We start from the raw sequence: 22427 nt of genomic DNA on the forward strand, positions 1-22427 counted from the left end.
TGATGCTGAATAAATTCGTATAAATAGCGAATCGTCTGCTCCCCCCTTCATACCGCTTATTATAGACATACCGATTTTAAGTTATCAATATGAAGGGGTTATTCGCATAGCATCTAAAGGTTGACAAAAAAAAGATTAATCCCTTTATAGACGAGTATATTTCAGGTGTTTATTCTAAATACGCTTATAGCGTTTCTATCTTGACCCGTTTAAACTCCGCTGCACCTTGACTGACGAATACGGCAAGCTTTCCTTGCCGGATGTCGTACATTCTGGCACTCATCGCCACATCTCCACCGATATAGATTTCACAAATCGTGTTGTCCACGAATACCTTCATTTCATACTCCTGATCCGGCAGCAGCTTGAGCGGACGTTCCAGCTCCACCTCATAAGGGAAGGTTTTCCCTCCTTCTTCAGACTGCATAATCGGCCCCCGGAAGGTAATCCTGCCACGCTGAGGCTCAAGCATGATATAGTAGGCAAAATCAAGAGCCTCACCTGCACGAAGCATGAACCCCAGACCCTGGGTTGATTCCGAGAAACGTACAGTTGTAGAAATTTTGCACTGATCGGGCAATTCTTCCTCTGTGATGCAGCCTGCAAAGGAATAAGGGGAATCGCTGCGCAGCACATCGTTCGTAATCGACCAATCTCCGGCGATTTCCTGAAAGCTCGTGGATACTTGTTTGGTAAAGGCAGAGTCTATCGTCTCCGGAACCTTTACCCCTAGTGTCCCGTCCGGGCGCTGTACGATCTCATGCACAACCAGATTGCCGCCCCAATCCCATGTGTCATAATCTTTGCCTGAAGCTTTAGGCGGATTCCAGCCAAACAGATCGTCGTTCTTTGTCGGATTCCAGCCGAATAAATACCGCTTCTCTCCATCGGATTCCGACTTCGCCGCATAATATGCCCGTCCATCAAAGGCTTCCTCCGGCGGTGTAACCCATGGCCCGTTCAAGGAACGACTCATCCGGTAAAAGGTACCGAATCGCCCCGTATAGGAAGAATAAATCAGATACCACCAATCTCCCATCCGGAACAAATCCGGGCATTCATGTGCGCCTACATGCAAGTTCGGTGCATACAGCGGCTCCCGGTATTCCCAATACTTGAGATCCATGGATGTTAGCAAGCCTGTGCAGCCTTTCCGGTTCGTCGGTCCTTTAGCCAGCGCTGCAATCAGCATCCAGTATTGTCCCTCTTCTTCATTCCAGAAAACAAAGGGATCACGCCAGTCCGCCAGCTCATAAATTTCGCCGTCCGGACCAAAAGTGTCTTCGGGAATCGGCTCCCATGTCCGCAGATCTTTACTGATGGCATGGCAGGCGAGCTGTTTCCCTTCAGGAAAAATACAATAGAACATATGATAAACATCGTCCACTTTGAGAATATGTCCGGTTCCGCCTTCGATTTTGCAGGCTCCATCTTCCCTGTAATTCACGAAGTCCTTCGTTCCAAGCAGATGCCAGCCATGATCAAGGCCCTCCTGATCGTTCTCTCTCCAGCCATGCAGATAAAACAGTTTAAACTCTCCATCTTCATAGTAGGGGATTACATCCCCCACCCAGGCGTTCTCAGGGCGATAAAAAAATTCATTCATTAAATATTCCTCCCGTTATTCACCTGATACATCCAGCAGCAGCGAGATGATTTGCGCGCTTTCCGCACGATTCACCGTTTCATGAGGCATGAATACCTGATTGCCGCGCCCGTCAACTAACCCAAGCTCCTGTAAGTCGGCGACTGCATCTGCAGCCCATACGCTTATCGTACCGGCATCCTTGAAACTGCTTTGACGGTTACCAGCAGCATTCTGTCCTGTATGAAACAGATATGCTTTGTAAATCATGGATGCCATTTCTTCCCGGCTTAGGGTATCCTCAGGCGCAAAGGTATCTTTGCTTCTTCCGGTGACAATCCCTGCTTCGTACACTGCGGCAATGGAGGAAGCATACCATTTGGCGGAGTCTACATCCTTGAATGCAGGTGCGTTCGTCCCTCTTATACCGAGGGCACGAGTGATCAAGGAAGCAAACTCAGCTCTGCTTACCTTTTGCTTTGGTGCGAATGCCGTTTCACTCACTCCCAGGACAATTTGCTTGGCAGCCATCTTTTTTATGACATCATAGGCAAAGTAGGAAGCATTCACATCCTCAAAGGATTTATCATAAGTAAGGACTGCATACTTGCTGAAATGACTCACCTCTGCCGTCCAGTTACCGTCAGCAAAGGCTCCGCCTATATATTCCAGTCTGCCGTCATCTGAAATGTAATAAATGCCCGTTAAATCCTGGCGGGAATCCGCCTGTGCGTACAAGCTGACAGTGATGGGTTTGGTGAACTTCTCAAGTGTCAGTTTCGTCCCGTCAAGCTTTACAATAGACAATTTGAAATTGTAGATCTCTCCAGCTGCTGAAATGTCCGCCTGATTTCTCTGCCTAGCTTGTCTAACCAGCTCTTTGCTCTGCTCTGAAGTTAGAGCTTCCATTTCAAAAGAAATCTTCGCTTGTCCAAGCTCGCTCTCCGAAACCCTTGCCTGTAAATCCTTCAATACATCTGCGGGAATTTCAACTTCTATATCTGTATTTTTAATTCTCAGCGCATTCTTACCGTCATTTGCCGCCAGGTTCGCCGGAAACAGTACCTGCCGCTCTCCCTTGGCCAGCTCGAATGACAGGCTGCCCGGACTGACCGGTTGGCTGTCCTGATTTACAGGCTGGACCGGAGGATTTGCTGGACCGCTCGGACCCGTTGGATCTGTTGGGTCTGTTAGGTCAATTGGACCTGTCGGGCCTGTCGGGTCAACCCCGTTCTGCACCTTAACCGGTACATTGAAATCATCGACGTTAATATGTCCGAACCCGCCTGTGGATTGGTCAACAACCTTAATGTATAGCTCCTCGCCGATATAAGGTGATGCATCCCAGATCTTCCGCTGATATTCCTCATAATTCGTTGCCGTCTCTTTAAACAGCTCCTTGCCGTCCGATGCCCGGACCAGCGCTACATACAGCTTGTCGATATCACGCCCGCCGCTGACCAGGAAGTTGATCTTGCCGTTGCCGCCAAGGACGAAAGTCTGCGACTTCAGCGTTCCCGTCAAGCTGTCACCGCCGGCTGCCTCGTTGAAGCCCCATAAATGATAGCCGCCCGGAATTTTATGCGAAGGATTGAAGTAGATCGTGTCCCAGAAGAACTTGGCATCGGTCACATGGACATCCTGGAACGCATCTCCTTCAGTAATCCAGCCTGTTAAGGCTCCTGCAGCAAAATCATGGTTAGGCAGATCCGTAACATCGGTGTATACGGAGTTGTCCCAGTTGTCAGGTACATAGACCGGAGCTGCCGGTTCACCTGTCAGTGCATTCATATTCCATACTTCCATGGACTTGATTGTAATATCGTTGTCGGCCCAGACCTTGAGGCCCAGGGAGTCGTATCTGCCTACGTAGACGCGGGTTGTCAGCTTTTTCTTGTAATTGGCAAAGGCTTCAACAACCGAGCGATCGAGGAAGATATGCAGCTTTAGATTCTCGCCGTCAAGATCAACGTACCCGCCTTGAATTCCGTCCACGCGGACATCGGGGTCAATACTGCTCTTCGTACGGTCCACATTAAACGTATTGTCGGCCTTATCGTAGTAAATCAGCGTTTCCTCCTGGCCGTTATCGGAGCGCCTCACTTTAAGGCCGAATTTCTCGGCTTCGCCCGGATCAATCTCCATCACGATCTCCAGCATGTCGCCATTGACACTCTGGATCAATTGATTGGCGGCAGCCACATTTTTGTCCGTGAAATCAACAATCTTATCTCCCCGCAGACTCTGCAATTCCTCAATGGGCTCAATGCGCAATTCATCGTGCTCATCCAGGCTCAAGGAAACCGGCAGCGCGAGGTTATGTGCCCATCCAGCCTGATATTCAGCCTGCGGCGTTCTTACATTCTGCACCATGGAGAACACGACCGTTCTTCCGTCAGGGGTGACCATCCCGCTTTCAGCGGTTAAATACCCGTCCCCCACATCCATTTTGGAGGGAGCATCCTGATCAGGTATAAACTTGAAGTTATCTCTATCCCAGGTTCCAATCCAGTAAAAGACTTCAACATCTCTTTGAACATCGTTAGCAGGCGGAACATGCTCTGGCTTCTCATGGGGATTAACCATAAAAATATATTTTTGTTGTCCTGCACTATCCTCACCTAGCGGCAGTAATACTGGCAGTTCCCATACTGTACCGAGCTCTGGATAAAGATTTCTGTCACTGACATATAACGGACCTTTATACTCCCAGTTGTACATATCATCAGACACGTACACCAATGCTGTACCACTGCTGAAGTCTGTAAGACCGGAGGTTACCAGCTGATACCACTTGTCGGTCTCCTGGTCATACCATACATAGGGGTCTCTGAATTCGTTATGAATGCCGTTTCCGTTCTGCTCCGTTACTGGCTCAGGATATTTCACCCATTGCTCTAAATCGGGGTCCGACAAATCAGCCGGGGTCGCCAGCCCGGTTCTTTGGTTCGGCGATAGAGAGTCATTGCCGGCGGTATAGAATAGAACGGGATTTCCGTCACGGTCATAAGCCGCGCTGCCTGACCAAGCACCGTCCGGATCAAGCGTACCCGCCTCAGGTGCAAGTGCAGGCCGTACATTGTCCCAGTGCACCATATCGTCACTTACCCAATGTCCCCAGTGAATCTGATGCCAGAACGGACCTTGCGGATTATGCTGATAGAATAAATGATACTTACCGTCAAAATAAATCGGTGCATGCGCTTCGTTCATCCAGTTCTGCGGAGGCATCGCATGGTACTGCGGACGGTGCTGATCCCAGTCGAACACACCCGGGTCTTCATCAATATCACCGGCTGGAATTTCCGGAACCGCTCCTCCGTGAAGCGTCTTCACATTCTCATACTCCGCCAGAATTTCTTGACCCGTAAGCGCTTTGTTCTGCAGCTTCACTTCATCAATAAGTCCGCTGAACATATTGTAGGAGAACAGGCCTGCGAGCTCGACGGGATTATTATTTTTACCGATGATCAGACTAGCTGTTGATGATGTGATTGGAACATTGATAGGGGTTGAACGGGAGGCAACCTGCTCCCCGTTGAGGTACAGCTTAATTTCTCCGGTTCCCTTATCAAAAGTGGCAGCAATGTAATTCCACTTGTATTTCTCAAGCGGATGATCATTAACCCATACCTGGACCCACTGTCCGCCGATGCCGGCCTGAAAGGACCATGTGCCATGCCGGTACATACCAAGTGCGAAGCCTTCCGCCTTATCCTGATCAGACTGATTTACTATGGCAGAAAGCTTATTGCCATCTCCCCATTCATAGCTGCGCGGGGCCACCCAGGCTTCGACCGTCAGCGCGTCGCTTACCGGAATAGTGTCACTCGCATTTACTTCAATATCATTTGAGTATCCGTCAAACAGCAGGGCGCCGCCCTTTACTCCACGCGGAGTCCATCTCGGATCTTTGGAATCCATGTACCTTGCGCTATTAAATACATAGTTGACATCGTGTTCAAGATTGCTCACTTGCTCCAGCGCCTTCTTGCCCGCGCCTTCATCCAAATTCATATAGAAGATGTTGCCCATACTGTTTGCCTGGAAAGCATCCACGGAAATTCGGGACTGATCCGACTGATCGGTTACCTTGATATAGAGACTCTTGTTGTAGTGTTCATATACATGCCAGGTAATCTTCTCATTTGCACCGATATTGCCTGTTTGTCTAAGCAATTCATTTGTACTTGCATCATATAGTGCGACATAGGCATCCGCAGGTTGAACAATATCCACAATGGAAAAGGTAATCGTCCCGTTCCCCTGAAGGGTAAAGGCACTTGAAGTAATTGAGCCTTCTCCTTCCAAGGTTGATTTGGCATAAAAGCTGCCTTCCTTACCAGCAGCTGCTTGATCGGTCACTTGAAAAGCATCCCCAGTGACCGTCCAGCCTTCAAGCGTACCCGTCTCAAAGCCCCGGTTTGTGATTTCGGTTGGAATGATGTTCTCAGCCATAACCCCTTCTTCCGGCACGCTCTCGTTAAAGGTCTGGAAGTCATCCGCAAACATCACACCCCAATCCGAGACTGCATGATCAACAATTTCGATATAGAGTCTTTTGCCGGTATACTTGGACAGGTCCGCCTTGTACTGCTCCAGATTGGCAAACCTCATGCCCTGCGCCGGGTAAGGGAAGCCGGAATCGTTAAACTCGCTATTGCCGTATCTGGCAATCAGGTTCCCGGTATCGGCATCGACAACACTAACATAGGCTTGATCTGTATGCTTGCCCCCGCCCAGCCTAAAGGTAATCCAGCCTGTTCCTCCCAGCTCAAAGGTGCTGGAACGAAGGACTCCCGTCGCAGCTTCGGGATATTTCCAGCCGTTTAGATGATAAGTGCCCTCCTGATTGTACGGGATTTGTTCCGCCCACCAGGCAGTTTCATCTGATACGCTCTCTGGCCCGAACGCTTCACCTTCCACAACGGTCCATCCTGTAAGATCTCCCGTTTCAAAGCCGGGATTCCGGATTTGATACCGCTGGAAATCCGGCTTAATATCTTTAGCAACAGTGCCACCGGCAGGCTCTGATTCATGGTACATGTTAAAGGCATCTGCAAAAATCAAACCCCAATCCGCAGTTGCATTATCGACGATCTCTATATACAGCTTCTCTCCCAAATGTCCGGAAAGATCGGCCTTATACTGCTCCATATTGGCAAGCCGCATGCCCTGGGCAGGGTTCGGGAAACCTGTGTCGGCGAATGCGCTGTTGCCGTATCTGGCAACCACCTGCCCCGTGTCCGCCTCTATAATATTTACATAGACCTTGTCCGGATTTTTGCCGCCGCCAAGCTTGAAGCTGATCCATCCGCTGCCGCCCAACTCGAAGGTACTGGACCGGAGCACGCCTGTAGCAGACTCGTCATATTTCCAGCCGTTTAAATGATAAGTCCCCTCCTGGTTATAAGGGATTTGTTCCGCCCACCAGGTGGGATCCCCGGATACACTATCCGGACCAAACGCGTTTCCTTTGGTTACAGTCCATCCCGTCAAGTCTCCGGTTTCAAAGCCCGGGTTAACCATTTCATAGACTGCATCCGCTGCTGTCAATCGTGCAACTGTATTCGATTCCTGGTAGACAACGACGGTAACGGATGACCCTACATCAGCCTTTGGAATAGAAGCTGCTCCTCCCACTGGTGCGGCTGCGGCTATGCCTTGAATACCTGGAGCCGCAAGCTGAAGAACTAAGATCCCCGCTACCCCTCTGGAAATCCATGATGTATTTCGGCTAGCTTTCCTCATTAACAAGCCTCCTTCGTTATTTTCTTATCCGGATTAATTTGTAAAGCGCTTACAAATAGCCATTAAGCTGTCTAAGTCATTCTGTATCCATAAGGGATGGAGCGCCGTGGCGCTCCGCATTACCATATAGACTTCATATCCCAAATCTCCATCGACTTCACCATAGACTCCCCGTCTCCCCAGAGCTTAAGCCCCAAGGCATCCTTTCGGCCCGGGTATACCCGGGTAGTCAGGCTTTTAAGCCCGTTGGCATAGGCCTCCACCATGGAGCGGTCCAGATAGATGTGCAGCTTCAGATTCTCGCCGCATAGCTCCAGCTTACCGCCCTGAATTCCGCTGCATTTTTCTTCCGGATGCTGCGAAGTTTTCGTCCGGTCGGCCAAAAGAGCAGATTTCTTCCAGTCATAATACAGGAGTGTTTCTTCCTCTCCATCCGGTGCACACCGGACCTTGATTCCAAGCTGTGCGGCACTTCCCTGTTCCATTTCCAGCTGAATCTCCAGCATATCGCCCTGAATAGCCTTCAGCAGGTCATTGGCTTCTGTTAATGACTTGTCACGAAGCGATAATCGCTTCTCACCCCGCAGTGACTGCAGCTCATGTATCGGCTCAATTCCGAGCCTGCCGTCCTCCCGCAAATACACGCTTACCGGCAAACCGCCGTTATGAGCCCAGCCGGACTGATATTCCAGCATGGATGTCCGGTCACCCTGCGCGATCGTAAAGACGATATTCCTGCCTGTCACCGGATCAACCATCCCGCTCGGCCCGGTAAAATGGAAATCTCCGACATCCATTAGTTGAGGTTCCTCCTGATCGGGTATGAAAGACAGATTGTGCTTATCCAGCTGTCCGATCCAGTAGAACACTTCAACATCGGCACCGGCTCCTACAGGACTGACCAGCAGAAGATGCTTACTCACACCTTGCTTGTCAGTGCCCAGAGGGAGGAATACAGGGAGCTCCCAGATCGGTCCAAGGTAAGGGAACTTCTGAATATCCGCTTCAAAAAATGCTCCTTTGTACGTCCAGTTCAGCATGTCTTTTGATGAAAATGCGAGCGCTGCTCCCGCTCCGCCTTCCGTCCCCGATCCGACCAGGGCATACCAGCCATCCTCATCCTTCCACACGAACGGGTCCCGGAAATCTCCGAAGGCTCCGATCCCCTGCTGCTGTACAATAAGCGGCTCCGGATGTTTGATCCACCTGACCAGATCAGAATTCCCGTCTGCAGAATAAGTGCTTCTGGCCAGCGCTACGCTCTGATTCGGTGACGCACTGTCATTGCCCGCTGTAAAGAACAGGACAGGCAGGCCGTCAGCATCATAAGCCGCACTTCCTGACCAGATTCCGTCGGGTGCGAGCTGATCCTTCTCGGGTGCCAGGGCTACAGGAAGATCACGCCAATGCACCAGATCTTCACTTACCCAATGCCCCCAATGAATATGATGGAAATACGGCCCTTGCGGATTATGCTGATAGAACAAATGATATTTCCCGTCAAAATAGATTGGTGCATGCGGCTCGTTCATCCAGTGTGCCGGCGGGCTGACATGATATTGCGGTCTGTGCCGGTCTGCAAGCAGGGGAGTGCGGTCCAGCCTGATGTCGTCATATGCCACTTGCGGCCGGACGCCTCCATGTGCGGCGAGCACCTCCTGATAAGAAGAGGCCACTTCCTCGTTACTCAGAGCACGGCTATAAATCTTCAGCTCATCCATAAGCCCGCTGAACATATGGAGGCTGAACACCTCTGCAAGCTTACTGCTGTGATTGTTCCTGCCAATGAGCAGGTCTGTATCCCCGGCTTCCGCCAGCCGGGAACCGGCAGGTACGACCGCCGAAGCAATCTCGCTGCCGTTCAAATACAGCTTAAGCTCACCTTTATCCCCATTGAATACGGCATTTACATAAGACCATTCATTCTTGGGCAGTTCACAGCCGTCCGGTGACCAGATTTCGATCCATTCCTTTCCCTCAAGCCCGATTTGGAAGGACCAGGAGCCGTGACGGAACATGCCAAGCAGATACCCCTGCCCGGCATCCTTATTGTGCTTGTTAACAATGGCGGCCAGCTTGCCTTCATGTCCCCATTCATAGGTTCGCGGAGCAACCCAAACCCCGATGCTGAGAGCCGTCAGAAATTTCGGCTCTCCACTACGGCCTTCTCTATGGACAGAATGTTCAATATAGGTTGAATAACCATCGAAGAGAAGACTGCTACCTGCTACACCCGCCCTCCACTGCGGAGTACAAGGGTCTGTAAACTCCGCATTATTGAATACGTAATGGACATTATCCACCGTATCAGTGACTTTCTCCAGTGCACTAGCTCCGGCTCCTTCATCAAAAGCCCAATGCATCGTTAGTCCGCGGTCTCCCGCTGAGCTGTTCATGCCTCATTCCTCCTTGCTGGCTGCCCAGTACTGACATATGGAATCTGAACAGCGTCCAGCGTGTGAATCTGCAGGGAGTTCACAACCACCTGCCCTGTCTTCGTACTAATGCCTATACTCTCAATCGGAGACTCGGGGAAAATCTGATCGGTCAGCACAACCAGACCATTGTCCGCATATACTTCAACTGCATTACGGTCCAGCCAGATCTGCAGCCTGAGCTGTCCATTCCCCGTAGCCAAGCCTGCACCATGCCGGCTGGCAAACGCCGGATGGAAATCGGTCACACCCGAATGGATGCGGTCGGTGAACAGCCGCTTATCAGCAGGATCATAACCGATAATGACCTCACTTTGTCCCGAGGATTTCAGATGAATATAGACTTCATCCCCGGAGCGGACATCGAGATCTGCTGCAATCTCCAGCAGATTATGATTCGTCTGCTGTATGAAAGGAGATTCAGGCGTAACAGTGACGTCCTTCCAGCTCACGGATTCTTTGCGCAGCTGCTCTATTTCCCGGACAGGCATTTGGGTCAGCACGACACTCCCGTCCTTGCTCGTCAGCGATAAGGCGCGGGGCAATGTCATTGCACCTCTCCAGGAACCGGTTGGAGTCTCGTTGGCATATTTCCAGTTGCTCATCCACCCGATGAGGACGCGGCGGCCGTCTTGCTCGGGAATATCAGACCAGGTAACGCCTGCATAGTTGTCTCTGCCATAATCCAGCCACAGGATATGATCGGCCGGGTTGTCATTAATGAACGTCTTTCCGTCGAATTCGCCAATGAAATATTGCGTGCGCGAACCTTCAGGACAATCTGGATTGTCCCCGATGCTGATAATCAGCACCCATTTCGAACGGCCGCTGTCATCCACCGGCAGCTGAAACAGATCCGGGCATTCCCAGACGCCGTCATGCGAGCCTTCTTCTTGGCCGAATTGACCGGTCAGCGACCAGTCGCGCAAATTGTCAGAGGCATAGAACCGGGCGTGGTCTCCTGCAACAATCGCCATGATCCACCGTTCACTTTGCGCATGCCAGAATACCTTGGGGTCCCGGAAGTCTATCAGCTCCTCCTCGGCAAGCACGGGATTCCCCTCATACTTCTGCCAGGTCTGGCCTTCATCGCTGCTGTAAGCCAGACTCTGCCGCTGCCGCGGCTGGCCTGTCTCCGGATGGGTATCCGCATGCGTAAAGATTGCAACGAGTCCTCCCCGGGAATCTTCGAACATGCCGCTGCTGTTATTCCAGTCCACTACACAGCAGCCCGAAAAGATAGCTCCATGCTCATCCGGGAATAGCGCAACAGGCGCATGCTCCCAGTGAACCAGGTCCTCACTTACTGCATGCCCCCAGTGCATCGGCCCCCACTTATTACCATATGGATGATATTGATAGAATAGATGATAGCTTCCCTTGTAGTAGACTAATCCGTTGGGATCATTCGCCCAGTTGTCGGGAGGTGAAAAGTGGAACCCGGGTCTGAACCGGTCGTCACTAGATTGTTTGCTGGAATCTATCATCATATTAATCTCCTCAGTCGTCGGCATGGACCCGAGAGCCCCCTTTCGTGTTGTTACTAATGCTCCGCCGGCATTGGAAAAAGTTAGCATGCTGGTGATTTGCTGAGCGGTCAGCTCCTTCAGGGAGACCCCGCTATCCAGAATCTTATATAACAGGCAGCCCAGAAAAGCATCTCCGGCTCCAGTCGTATCAATGGCCTTGACCTTAAAGCCCGGCACATATCCATCCTGGCCCGCCAGACGGTAATAGCAGCCTTTTTCCGCTAAAGTAACGACAATGAGTGCAATATCAAATTGCTGCTGAAGCGTAAGTGAACCTTTTCCAATATCTTCTGTGCCCGTAATAAAAGAAAGCTCTTCTTCCGAAACCTTCAGGATATCGGCATAATTCAACCCCCAAAGAATATGCTCTCTCGCTTCTTCCTTGCTCTCCCATAATGCAAACCGGACATTCGGATCGAACGACAGCAGCACTCCAGCTTCCTTAGCTTTAAGAACTGCCTTCCTGGTTGCTGTACGGGCAGGTTCATGAGTCATAGACAATGAGCCGAAATGCAGTGCCTGACAGGCTTCGATCCGCCCGAATGGGATATCCTCCGTATGCAAGAAGGTATCTGCACCCGGCTTCCGGAAGAAGCTGAAGGACCGGTCTCCCTGCTCATCCAGATGAACAAAAGCCAGGGTCGTACTTGCTTCGTCCGTTACCGATACGCCTGCTACATCCACACCGCTGCTCAGCAGTGTATTGTGCAGTAAGGAGCCGAATGAATCTCCTCCAACCTTGCTGATTAGTGCCGATCTTGCACCCAGACGGGACAACGCAGCGGCCACATTAGCCGGAGCTCCTCCAGGATTGCACTCAAACTGCTCATTCCCCGCGGCTGAACGGCCTGCCGGAGTAAAATCTATCAATACCTCTCCAATCGCGATTACATCTGGCACAGCTTCTCCCCACCTAACACTCTATTTATTTATTGTTTTAGATTTGCATTGTAGCGGTCCAGCCCGGTCTGATAGATTTCCAGCAATTCATTCAGGCCCATCTTTTCCAGTGTCTTGATGTAGCTGTCCCATGCCTCATCTGCGCCGCCGTCTACAATGAACTTCCCTCTTTGTGTATTGACATACTTGATCAGTTCCGGCTCAATCTTGTTGATGGTGTCCAGCTCCTCCGGTTCAAAGAAGATGCCCGGATAGTTTTCTTTTTCCATATACGGATTGTAGTATTTCGCCAGGTCTTCAGCGCGCTGCTGGGCGCGGGGCTCCATATCTACCACTTTTCCGAAGTCATCGAAGGTAATGACGCCAGGCGCGCCAGATCCCGGAGCAACCTTTTGACGGAATTCACCTGCAGACGCTCCCTCAGGCAGCGGCAGATTCACGAGCTTACCGTTATCATCCTTCTTGTATACGACATCCAGCGGACCCCAGTGGATCTGAGCAGCCATGTAAGGCTCATACTGCTGGTCGATCCAGCGCATAGTAATTTCCGGGTTGCTGTTCTCTTTGGTAATGACGAAAGACCCGCGTCCCGGCCCGCCGCCATTGGAGTGTCCAATCGTCTGCTCCCCATCCGCACCTTTAAGCGGGGACAGCAGAACATAATCCTTGGCACGTTCGGTACCGACAACCTCTTCCACTTCCCACCAGACATAAGAGCCCAGCGTTTCATCTGTTGTTTTGCCTTTGGCCAGATACTGTGCTGCATCCTGAGTGAAGGATTCCGGATCAATCAGACCCTGCTTATACCATTTTTCATGAAAATAATTCAAGGCTTCCTTGTACTCAGGCTGAGTCGCTGTAAAAATAACTTTGCCGTCACGGACGACACGGTGCTCCAGGTTATCCGGAAGTCCAAAGGCTCCGAATAGTCCGGCGATATCCATACACCACTGCATATGCATAAAGCTGAGCGGAATCTCATCCTGCTTGCCGTTGCCGTTCGGGTCCTGCGTTTTGAAGGCCAGCAGCGCTTCTGTGTATTCATCCAGCGTTTCCGGCACCTTCAGGCCCAGCTTATCCAGCCAGCTTTTATTGATAACGTGAAAGAAAGGGTTCGTTCCCAGGTTATTCTCTTCCCAGGATGGCAGACCGTAGATGTGCCCGTCTGGTGCGGTAATGGATGATTTGATATCAGGCCGGCGGTCCAGAAGCGCTTTCAAGTTAGGTGCATATTGCTCAATTAAATCCTCCAGCGGAATCAGAGTTCCGTCTTCACCGTAATTGATCAGCTCATAGTCGGTAAATCCGGCCGCATAAAAGGCATCCGGCAAATCGCCGCTAGCCAGCAGCAGGTTTTTCTTCTCTGTATAGTCGGTATCAGGAATGTTCTCCCAGTTAATCTTTACATTAGTATCCTTCTCCAGCCGTTTGAAGATTTCCATCTCCGTGAACTCCGGCGCCAAAGCCGCCTTCGGGGCTACCATTCTTAAGGACACAGCTTCATTTACGATAGGAAGACCGGTTGCATTGAAATTCGCTTCCTGATCCGGATTCTCCGCCTGATTCTTTGACCCGTTTCCGTTACCTGAACACCCGCTCAGCACAAACGCACCGGCCAATACCACAATCCCCGCATTTTTGAATAAAGACTTCATTATCCATAACCTCCCTTTTGTTCATCCCATCCGTTAACTGCTTGTGTTGCTCTGCTATTGTCGGCCTGAATACGGCGGTGCATCCCCCCTCTCAAGTGCCGGATATGAGAATCAGCCCTTGATAGAACCGATCATTACGCCTTTGACAAAATACTTCTGCAGGAAAGGATACAAAATCAGCAGCGGCAGACTGGATACCATGATGACCCCGTATTTGATCAGTTCGGTCACGCGCATCTTGGCTGCATAGGATTCCACATCAATCATCATCCCGGAATTGACCTGATTCTGGACAAGGATATTGCGCAGCACCAATTGCAGCGGATACTTGCTCTCATTATTCAAATAGATCAAGGCATCGAAGAACCCGTTCCAGAAGCCGACCACATGATACAGCACCATTACCGCCAGAATGGATTTGGATAAGGGAAGAACGATACTCCAGAAGAATCTGGTGTTCGAGCATCCATCAATCGAAGCCGCTTCCCACATCTCATCCGGTATGGACGACTGGAAAAAGGTTCTGACAATGATGACGTTGAATACACCGCCTGCTCCGGGAATGACCAGTGCCCACATTGTGTTCAGCATGTGCAAATCTTTTATCAGCAGGTAGGTCGGAATCAGCCCGCCGCTGAAGAACATCGTCACCAGCAAAAACCACATAATTACCGACTTCCCGGCCAGATCCTTACGGGCCAGCGGATACGCTGCGAATACCGTCACGGCAACTCCAATTAAGGTCCCCAGCGTTGCGTATAAAATAGAATTCCCATACCCGATCCAGATGGATGAGTCACTGAATATCCGCTCATAGCCGTCCAGCGTGAAGCCTTTCGGAAACAGCCAGACCTCACCGGAGTAGATATAATTGGGATCGCTGAATGAGGCAGCCAGCACAAAGTACAGCGGGTACAACACGAGCAGCATAATGAGGGTCAGCAAAATATAGTTGATGATGTCAAACCAGGCGTCCCCTCTGCTCTTTCGCTTCATTAATTGGTTCATGATTGCTTCCTCCTTACCACAGGCTGGTTTCTGTCATTTTTTTGGCGATCCGGTTTACAGTGAAGATCAGGATGATGTTGATCAGGGAGTTGAACAGGCCGACTGCCGTGGAAAAGCTGTACTGGGCCTTCTGAATCCCCATTTCATAGACATAGGTAGGAATAATATTGGAGGTGGCGTAGTTGAGATCGCTTTGCATCAGAAATGCCTTTTCAAAACCGATGCTCATGATATTGCCCAGTGCGAGAATCAGCAGAATAACAATCGTCGGCAAAATGCTCGGAATATCCACGTACCACACACGCTTCCATTTGCTCGCCCCGTCCATAATAGCCGCTTCGTGCAGCTCGGGATTGACTCCCGCAAGCGCAGCAAGGTAGATAATGGTGGCGAAGCCTGTCTCCTGCCAGATGCCTGAGAGGATATACAGCGGACGAAACCAGCCCTCATCAGCCATGAAGAGAATGGGCTGCCCTCCAAATGCGGTAACCAGATGGTTAACCAGACCGCTGTTGGGCGATAAGAACACATTGAGCATCCCGACAAGCACAACGGTCGAAATAAAATGCGGCGCATAAATCACGGTCTGGACAAATTTCTTATAGGACTTGCCCAGCATCTGATTGAGCATAATAGCGATGATGATGGGTGCCGGGAAGCCGAACAGCAGCGAAAGAAAACTGAGTGAGAGCGTATTTGTGATGATGATCCAGAAATTATAAGCATTGAAAAAATCTCTAAAGTGCTGGAACCCTACCCATTCACTCCCCCAGATCCCCTGGCTCGGCGAGAAATCCTTAAAAGCAATTTGCACCCCGTACATCGGATAGTATTTGAATACGAGATACAGAATAATGATCGGCACCAAAAACAGGTACAGCTCATAGTCGCGCTTGAACCGGCTCCATTTTTTGCGGCCCGGTTTGATCATGGAGGGATCTGCCGTACTGGTTCTTGAATTCACGCTTATACTCCCTTTCAAAGTAAAATAAACAGTCTTTTGAAACGTTTCCAATTCGGGATAAAAAAATATATTTTCGAACTTGAAACGTTTCCAATTTAGAAAAGAAAAACGCCAGTCGGTACATCCATACGGATATGCTGATGTTTCTCTGCTCTGCACGAGATCATGTAGTCTCACCTTGTCTGAATACAACGGGTATACGGTACACCTGCTTCTCCAGCGGAATGCCTTCGATCTTGTCATACAGCAGTCTGATCGTCGTGCGTGCCATTTCCTCCACCGGCTGCCTGATAGTAGACAGTATAGGGTGAAAATAGGGACTGTCCTGAATGCCGTCATAGCCGATGACCTTCACGTCCTCAGGAACCCGAATCCCCTGCTTGCTGGCCTGATCTATATAACTGGCGGCAAACATATCAGTAATGGCAAAAATACCGTCTGCATCTCCGTGTTTCTGCAGGAATTCGCTAATAAAGGCCTGGTTGTCCACGATGGGGTCCGGCTTCTCGTAGATTACATAATCTACGCCCAACACCTGCGCTTCATGGATAAAACCCTCTCTCCGGTTCATGGTCTCACTGAACACAGAGGTGACACTCCCCATAAAAGCCGGCTTCCTGGCTCCCGCTTTCACAAGCTCTCTTAAGGCAAGACGGCCTCCCTCATAATTATCCGAAGTGACACAGGTGATCTTCTTATTAAAATGCCGGTCAATGCTTACAATCGGAATGTCATTGCTCACATTATTCTCGATATCGTTGTAAGTTATGCCAACAATTCCAGCCACCTTGTTCTGCCGCAGCATATCGAGATAATACAGCTCCTTTTCCGGTTTGCCGCCGCTGTTGCACAGCATCAGCTTATAGCCTTCCCGGTCCAGCTCATCCTCAATGTAGTAGGCCAGCTCAGAAAAGAAAGGGTTCCAGATACTCGGCAGCAATAAGGCGACCATCTTGGATTTCTGCATTTTAAAATTCCGGGCCACTTCATTCGGGAAATAATTCAGTTCCTGAATGGCTTCTTCTACCTTTTGGCGTGTCTTGGGTTTGACGGCGCCAGAGTTGTTAATGACTCTGGACACGGTACCTACAGCAACGCCGGCTAAGTTGGCTACATCTTTAATGCTTGTCATTTAACACCTCCGACCTCTTCTGAAAATTATAATAGCACCAAAGTGGAAACGTTTCAATAGTTAATTTGGAAACGTTTCAAAATTCAAAGTATCCGATTCCATCAAGTTCAGCAATAGAGGCCGTAGACTATACCATCAAACTTGAAGTTATCGTCTAAGATAAAAAGCCCTTCATGACCCCCAGTATATATGGGGACTGAAGGGCTATTTCACTTGAACAAGTAGTATTGAAGCTATTCTTGCACCAGCTGTTCTACGACATAGTCGACCAATAAAATAGAACCTACAGGTCCCAAGCCTCCTGTGAAGTCATTTGTTTTGAGAGGAAATACATGATTATTTTTCACAGCGTCTAGACTCGTCCATATTTTACTTTTCGTTAAACTATTCATAGATTCGGTTGTATCATAGCCCTTAAGCACCCGATCCTCTAAGAAAATATAGTCTGGATTCAGTTCGGGTAAAATTTCCATTGAAAATGGCAAAAACCATGTATCCGTTTCTTTGATTGCTTCCGGGGCGTTAAGTCCTAATGTTTGATAGAAAAATATACTGCTGTTTCCTGCCTTAGGTCCCATATACCGATACTGGTTAGATTCTACCCTCAAAACTAATACTGTCTTATCACCAATGGCTGTAGCAATTTTTTCACGTGCTATCTTCGCTTTTTCATCGAATTCTGCCAAAATTTCGTTAGCCTGTTCATTCTTATCAAAAATAGCCGCTAGTTTAGGTAACGCATCCTTCATCTCAACGCTAGCATCCAGAGCTACAGTGGGTGCAATTTTAGATAACTCATCATATACAGATTGCTCTATTGCAGATCCATTAATAATAATCAAGTCAGGGGATAACTCCAGGATTTGTTCCAAGTTAAACTGATACTGCACCGTTGGTATCATTTCTACACCATGCTCTTTGAAATATGGTGCACGATACTGCGGCTCAACCTCTTCTATAATGGTTACCATTTGAGGCACAACACCCAGTTCTATTAAATACTCAGCATAAGATGAGTTTAATACCAGCAATTTTTCAGGAGCAACAGGAATGATCACCTCACCAAATTGACTTTGAACAACTTTAGTTGCGGCTGTATCTTTGCTTTCTTCTGCTGTAGCTTTTGTCTGTGATTCCGCTGCCGTATTTGCTGAATTAGCTCTAACATTGGTTTTGTTACTGGAACAAGCAGCCATTACAAGGCTTAAAACCAGTACCATACTTAAAATAAACAACTTACGTTTCATGAATTTTATTCTCCCCTTAAACAATATAGTATTAATGATAATGATTATTATTATCAAATACTATCAAACGAAAACTCTTTTCGCCATAGCTAAAGGGGCTTTTTTGATTGGATTATTGTGCTTCCGCTTTACTTTTATCAATCATACTATTCATAATTTGGTCTAGAATCATTTTTTGTCCACAAGAGTCACAGCTGTCTATCCATAGATTTGTGCTGACATAAGTGACATGATTGTTTTGGACAGCATTCAATCTGTCCCATACCTCACTCTCTGTTAATGCTTGCATTGTTTCTTCTACATCAAAGTGCTGCATCATCCGTTTTTCTACAAATAAGTAGTCCGGATTGGCGGCGTTTAATTGTTCAAGCGAACAGGGATTATACCAATCTTCTCCAGATTCTAGCACCTGCGGCATAGTAAACCCAAGCTGTTGGTACAATAAGCGAGAAACTCCTTTGGAATACTTGCCTAAAAAACGATATCCAAAGGGTTCCACACGTAGAACCATAACGGTTACACCAGATTTAATGAAAGAACGAAGCGCGATACTTGCCTTCTCTATTTCTGTAAGCATCTGTGACTGAACCCGCAATGCCTGTTCTTCCTTATGGAACAATGCTCCAAGCTGACAAAGCAGTTGCTCCGCTTCTCTACTAAACCCTGTTATAACTGGAGCAAATACAGACATCTCCTCCACCATTTTTTCACTATGCAGATTCCCAAGAATGATTTCAGGGTTTGTTTGCCTTATAATCCCTACATCCACTTGATACTGTGAAACCTCCAGCATACGAACCTTATGCTCTATAAATAAATTCAATTGGTGCTGCGGTAATAGTACTGCTGTAACAACCACAGCATAAGGAGTAATACCAATAGCAATTAGAGTAGCCGCAAATGAGGGAGATAAGCACACTATTGTTCTTTTTGACATTGTAGATATATAATTTTGCGGAGAAATACCCGTTACCTGCTTGAAGCGACGGCTAAAATAATGCGGATCATCGTATCCAACCCTTTTGGCAATCACCTCTGATTTTTGCGAAGTTAATATAAGCTGCTCCAATGCACGATACATACGATAATGCGCTAAATAATCTAAAGGCAATTGTCCATAATACTCTTTAAATTTACGTGTATAATGCCACGGACTCATTTGAGCAACCTGTGCAAGCTGAGTACGGGTCACTTTTTCACCATAATGGGCGTGGATATACTCTGTAGTCTGCCTTAATCCTTGCTCGGGAGGTAGTGCCCTACCTATTTTTTGAGAATACAGCTCATTCAGCATTTCATAAACAAGCTGTTGCCCCCCTGTCCATGCTGCATGCCAATGGAGAGAAGCATCTCCCCGGCTCAATTCATTTAACTTATGTCCAATTCTAGCAATGGTAAGTTCTGATAGATTTACCTTTTGATACGCGGTCGTTGAGGGGGTATTCCATTCGTAAGACTCCATAGTACCTTGTTCATGGTTTAGACGATAGGCATGAAATTGAGTGATCCAGCCTATTAAATCTGAATTTCCTCTGTTAACAACTTCAATCATCGATTCCTTCTCTACTGCAAGTAGCTGTCCAGCGCAGACATCTGTCTTATGTCCGTTAATACTCCAGACTGCTGTTCCATCCATTATACAAATCAAGGCATGGGCAGGAAAATAATGCACCTCTCCTGCAACAGTCCAACGATCTGTTAAAGATTCAACATTTTCATACTGGGCTATCCATTTTATATGTTTCTCCATATATCCCCCTCTCCTCTTCAAAAATTCATCTCGTTTACTCATTCTAAGATATATAGGAGGAATAAAATATACTCTTCACACAATATGTATTAGGACTTCTCTGAAAACAGGAGATTAGCTATGAAAATCTTAATGCATTGGCAGATGCTCGGCTCTACGCGGGACGCCATCAAAATGTCTTCCGCTGTCTCTATCTGTGCAACTGTCATGCTGACACTACTAGTCACAGTGCTGTTTATGAAAATGCTTGTGGCAAAAGACCGTTACCCCATTGCTATACTGAAATCAATGGGCTGCACCGGTGCGGATATTCGCAGGCAATATCTAACATTCCAGCAAATACGCTGGGAGAGCTTGTAGGCGCGGCAATCGTTTCTTCCTTTGGCGCATCAACCTTCCATTTGAGATGAACCCGTGGTTTGCCTACCTTATTTCACCTCTGATGATTACAGGTTGCGTTGTCGTCGCCACCATGCTGGGTGTTTCCGGCATCCAGGCCATAAAAATTTCCAAAGTGCTGAACGAAGTAAACGTGGAAATAGCAAAGGGAGAGTTTGTTGCCGTGATGGGGCCGTCCGGTTAGGGAAAATCAACACTGCTGTTCGCACTCAGCGGTATGGAAGAGATTACAGGCGGCTCGGTAAAATTTGGCGATACCGAACTACTTAAACTCCGTGAAAACGCACTTGCGGACATTCGCCGGACAAAAATGGGCGAATGAGGGCAAAGGTGCTTGTTGGAATGGCGGCAGTAGGCATTTAAGTAATCGATTAATCGAGTTGCGGATGCCCCTCGTATTCCATTTGACAAATATAATTCAAAATGCGTCTAAAGCTGAATAAAGCTCGCTGACCATTTGCTTCGTATTTTAACACCGGTTACCAGGCCCAATACTTCCTCTTCCCGCTCAGTAAGGAGATTCCCGCCGCACCATAGAGACTTCATCCATCTAGGATATAGCCGCTTCAGCACTGGAACAAATCGATATAGAATTTGAATAAGACTGGTACAACGGATTAGGCCTGGTTAATTCCTTCTATATCAAAAATAGTGTCTTTAATGAATCCCCCCTGATACGGACGAAAGCCACTAGCCTATATTCCCCTAAAAAATTCATTTTGCCCTCTATAGATACAGTTATATAGAGCGTTTTCCCTAATTACATTTAAGTACTCTGAGATATTATTTATAATATAGCTCTTCTCCAAAATCGCACCTCTTCATCAGTTTAATGTCACTACGATGTTAACACTTCCTGTAATCCATCATCAAAAACAAAAAGAACAACTCTGCAAAACCCATGCATCAGTCGTTCTTCTCCATTAAACATATATTCATTTAGTTTCCTCTATCTTCTCCTCCACAAGATTCACTAACTCCGAAGCTTTCATGTTCAAGGCTCCGGCAAGAGAAAGCAGAGAATTTAGGGTAGGCTGGTGAACTCCACGCTCCAGCATGGATATGTATGTTCGGTCAAGGTTACTTTGGAATGCTAATTTTTCTTGGCTCAGCTTTTGCTTCTTCCGAATCATCCTTAGGACTTGTCCAAATATCTCTTCTGATCTCAAGGAATTACCTCTTTTTAGATTCATTATCTAGTTGTCTCAGCCTTCAATTCCACGTAGTATACTCTACAAAATTATATTTATTTATGTTATGATTCACCTAAGAAAGGCTCTGACATACCAAAAATAGCAAATTATTAATGGGTTTAATGTACTTGAATAAGAGAAAGGAATGAAGAAATGAGGAGTCTCATAAGACAGCTATACAATGGTAACTTGCATCCTGATAAAGAAGTTAAACCTAATGACCCGCAATACGTTCAGCTAAGCCAAAAAACAGTTGAAACCGTAGCAACCTGGAGAGTCAAACTTTCCGAGGAGGAATTCAAGCAGTTGGAAGCGTTATTAGACCTGTATGCTCAAACTCATGAGATGGAGCTAGCTTCTGTATTTAAATATGGATTCCGCTTGGGAGCGGGCATTATGGTCGAGGTCTTAATCGGGGAAGAGGAGTTGGCCAGTAAGCTTAGCACTTTTCCTGACAACAATCCCTAATGTACATAGAAAATCGCTTATAAACCTTAATTAAAGAAAACAAAAAAACCTTGATTTCTCAAGGTTCTCACTGTAGTGCCGAGGACGGGGGTCGAACCCGTACGAAGGTCACCCTTCGCAGGATTTTAAGTCCTGTGCGTCTGCCTGTTCCGCCACCCCGGCATATGATGTGCGTTGTAACGCGACAAGAAATATCATATCACGTATCCGATAAACACGCAATCTATATTTCCAATATTTTTTCATGTACCTTAAGTAAGAATAGTGTCGAATCAATGGGTGGAGCTTGTTCTAAAAAGTAAACTCCGCAATTGACAGTGACGTTACCTCTTTAGACGAACAGCACACTAAAGAGCAATGTTACTTTTGATTCCCGCCATCTGCACCATAAGAGTCAATCCAAAGGCATTT

The 22427-nt window shown here is 48.0% G+C and carries 13 protein-coding genes and 1 tRNA gene; 2 read left to right on the plus strand and 12 right to left on the minus strand.

Annotated elements, in window-relative coordinates:
- Positions 1 to 184: 184 nt before the first annotated feature.
- From BN3772_RS01110 to BN3772_RS01155, 10 genes are all read right to left on the minus strand, one after another.
- Positions 185 to 1606, minus strand: a complete 1422-nt coding sequence (locus BN3772_RS01110; RefSeq protein ID WP_042195776.1) for a glycoside hydrolase family 32 protein — start codon at positions 1604 to 1606, stop codon at positions 185 to 187.
- Between the two features lie 15 nt (positions 1607 to 1621).
- Positions 1622 to 7336, minus strand: a complete 5715-nt coding sequence (locus BN3772_RS30985) for an S-layer homology domain-containing protein (protein ID WP_086074337.1) — start codon at positions 7334 to 7336, stop codon at positions 1622 to 1624.
- A 119-nt stretch (positions 7337 to 7455) separates the two neighbouring features.
- Complete coding sequence (locus BN3772_RS01120) at positions 7456 to 9732, minus strand: GH32 C-terminal domain-containing protein (protein WP_042195778.1); 2277 nt, start codon at positions 9730 to 9732, stop codon at positions 7456 to 7458.
- Positions 9729 to 12200: a PfkB family carbohydrate kinase gene (locus tag BN3772_RS01125; protein ID WP_042195780.1), complete on the minus strand. Its 2472-nt coding sequence runs from the start codon at positions 12198 to 12200 to the stop codon at positions 9729 to 9731. Before BN3772_RS01125 ends, BN3772_RS01120 begins: the two co-directional genes overlap by 4 nt.
- A 29-nt stretch (positions 12201 to 12229) precedes the next feature.
- Positions 12230 to 13855, minus strand: coding sequence for an ABC transporter substrate-binding protein (locus BN3772_RS01130; protein WP_042195783.1), 1626 nt, complete (start codon positions 13853 to 13855; stop codon positions 12230 to 12232).
- Positions 13856 to 13966: 111 nt separating this feature from the next.
- A complete protein-coding gene (locus tag BN3772_RS01135; RefSeq protein ID WP_042195784.1) occupies positions 13967 to 14863 on the minus strand; it encodes a carbohydrate ABC transporter permease in 897 nt (298 codons plus the stop codon).
- Positions 14864 to 14876: 13 nt separating this feature from the next.
- Positions 14877 to 15794, minus strand: a complete 918-nt coding sequence (locus tag BN3772_RS01140; RefSeq protein ID WP_244444649.1) for an ABC transporter permease — start codon at positions 15792 to 15794, stop codon at positions 14877 to 14879.
- 196 nt (positions 15795 to 15990) lie between these two features.
- The gene (locus tag BN3772_RS01145) at positions 15991 to 16959 is read right to left on the minus strand and encodes a LacI family DNA-binding transcriptional regulator (RefSeq protein WP_042195790.1); all 969 of its coding nucleotides are present in this window, start codon (positions 16957 to 16959) and stop codon (positions 15991 to 15993) included.
- A gap of 233 nt (positions 16960 to 17192) precedes the next feature.
- Positions 17193 to 18206: an ABC transporter substrate-binding protein gene (locus BN3772_RS01150; protein WP_042195792.1), complete on the minus strand. Its 1014-nt coding sequence runs from the start codon at positions 18204 to 18206 to the stop codon at positions 17193 to 17195.
- Positions 18207 to 18318: 112 nt separating this feature from the next.
- A complete protein-coding gene (locus BN3772_RS01155; protein WP_042195795.1) occupies positions 18319 to 19956 on the minus strand; it encodes a helix-turn-helix domain-containing protein in 1638 nt (545 codons plus the stop codon).
- Positions 19957 to 20076: 120 nt separating this feature from the next.
- Here BN3772_RS01155 and BN3772_RS30990 point away from each other — a divergent pair, with 120 nt between their 5' ends.
- Complete coding sequence (locus tag BN3772_RS30990; protein WP_042195798.1) at positions 20077 to 20316, plus strand: hypothetical protein; 240 nt, start codon at positions 20077 to 20079, stop codon at positions 20314 to 20316.
- A 974-nt stretch (positions 20317 to 21290) separates the two neighbouring features.
- Here the strand turns inward: BN3772_RS30990 and BN3772_RS01165 are convergent.
- Positions 21291 to 21524, minus strand: a complete 234-nt coding sequence (locus BN3772_RS01165) for a helix-turn-helix domain-containing protein (protein WP_042195799.1) — start codon at positions 21522 to 21524, stop codon at positions 21291 to 21293.
- Positions 21525 to 21701: 177 nt separating this feature from the next.
- Here BN3772_RS01165 and BN3772_RS01170 point away from each other — a divergent pair, with 177 nt between their 5' ends.
- Positions 21702 to 22016 (plus strand): DUF6809 family protein, encoded by a 315-nt coding sequence (locus BN3772_RS01170; RefSeq protein WP_042195802.1) that lies wholly within the window; start codon positions 21702 to 21704, stop codon positions 22014 to 22016.
- Positions 22017 to 22092: 76 nt separating this feature from the next.
- Here the strand turns inward: BN3772_RS01170 and BN3772_RS01175 are convergent.
- Positions 22093 to 22178, minus strand: a tRNA-Leu gene (locus BN3772_RS01175).
- Positions 22179 to 22427 lie beyond the last annotated feature (249 nt).

It is taken from the genome of Paenibacillus camerounensis (assembly GCF_000723885.1).
GTDB classification, from domain to species: Bacteria; Bacillota; Bacilli; order Paenibacillales; family Paenibacillaceae; genus Paenibacillus_AQ; species Paenibacillus_AQ camerounensis.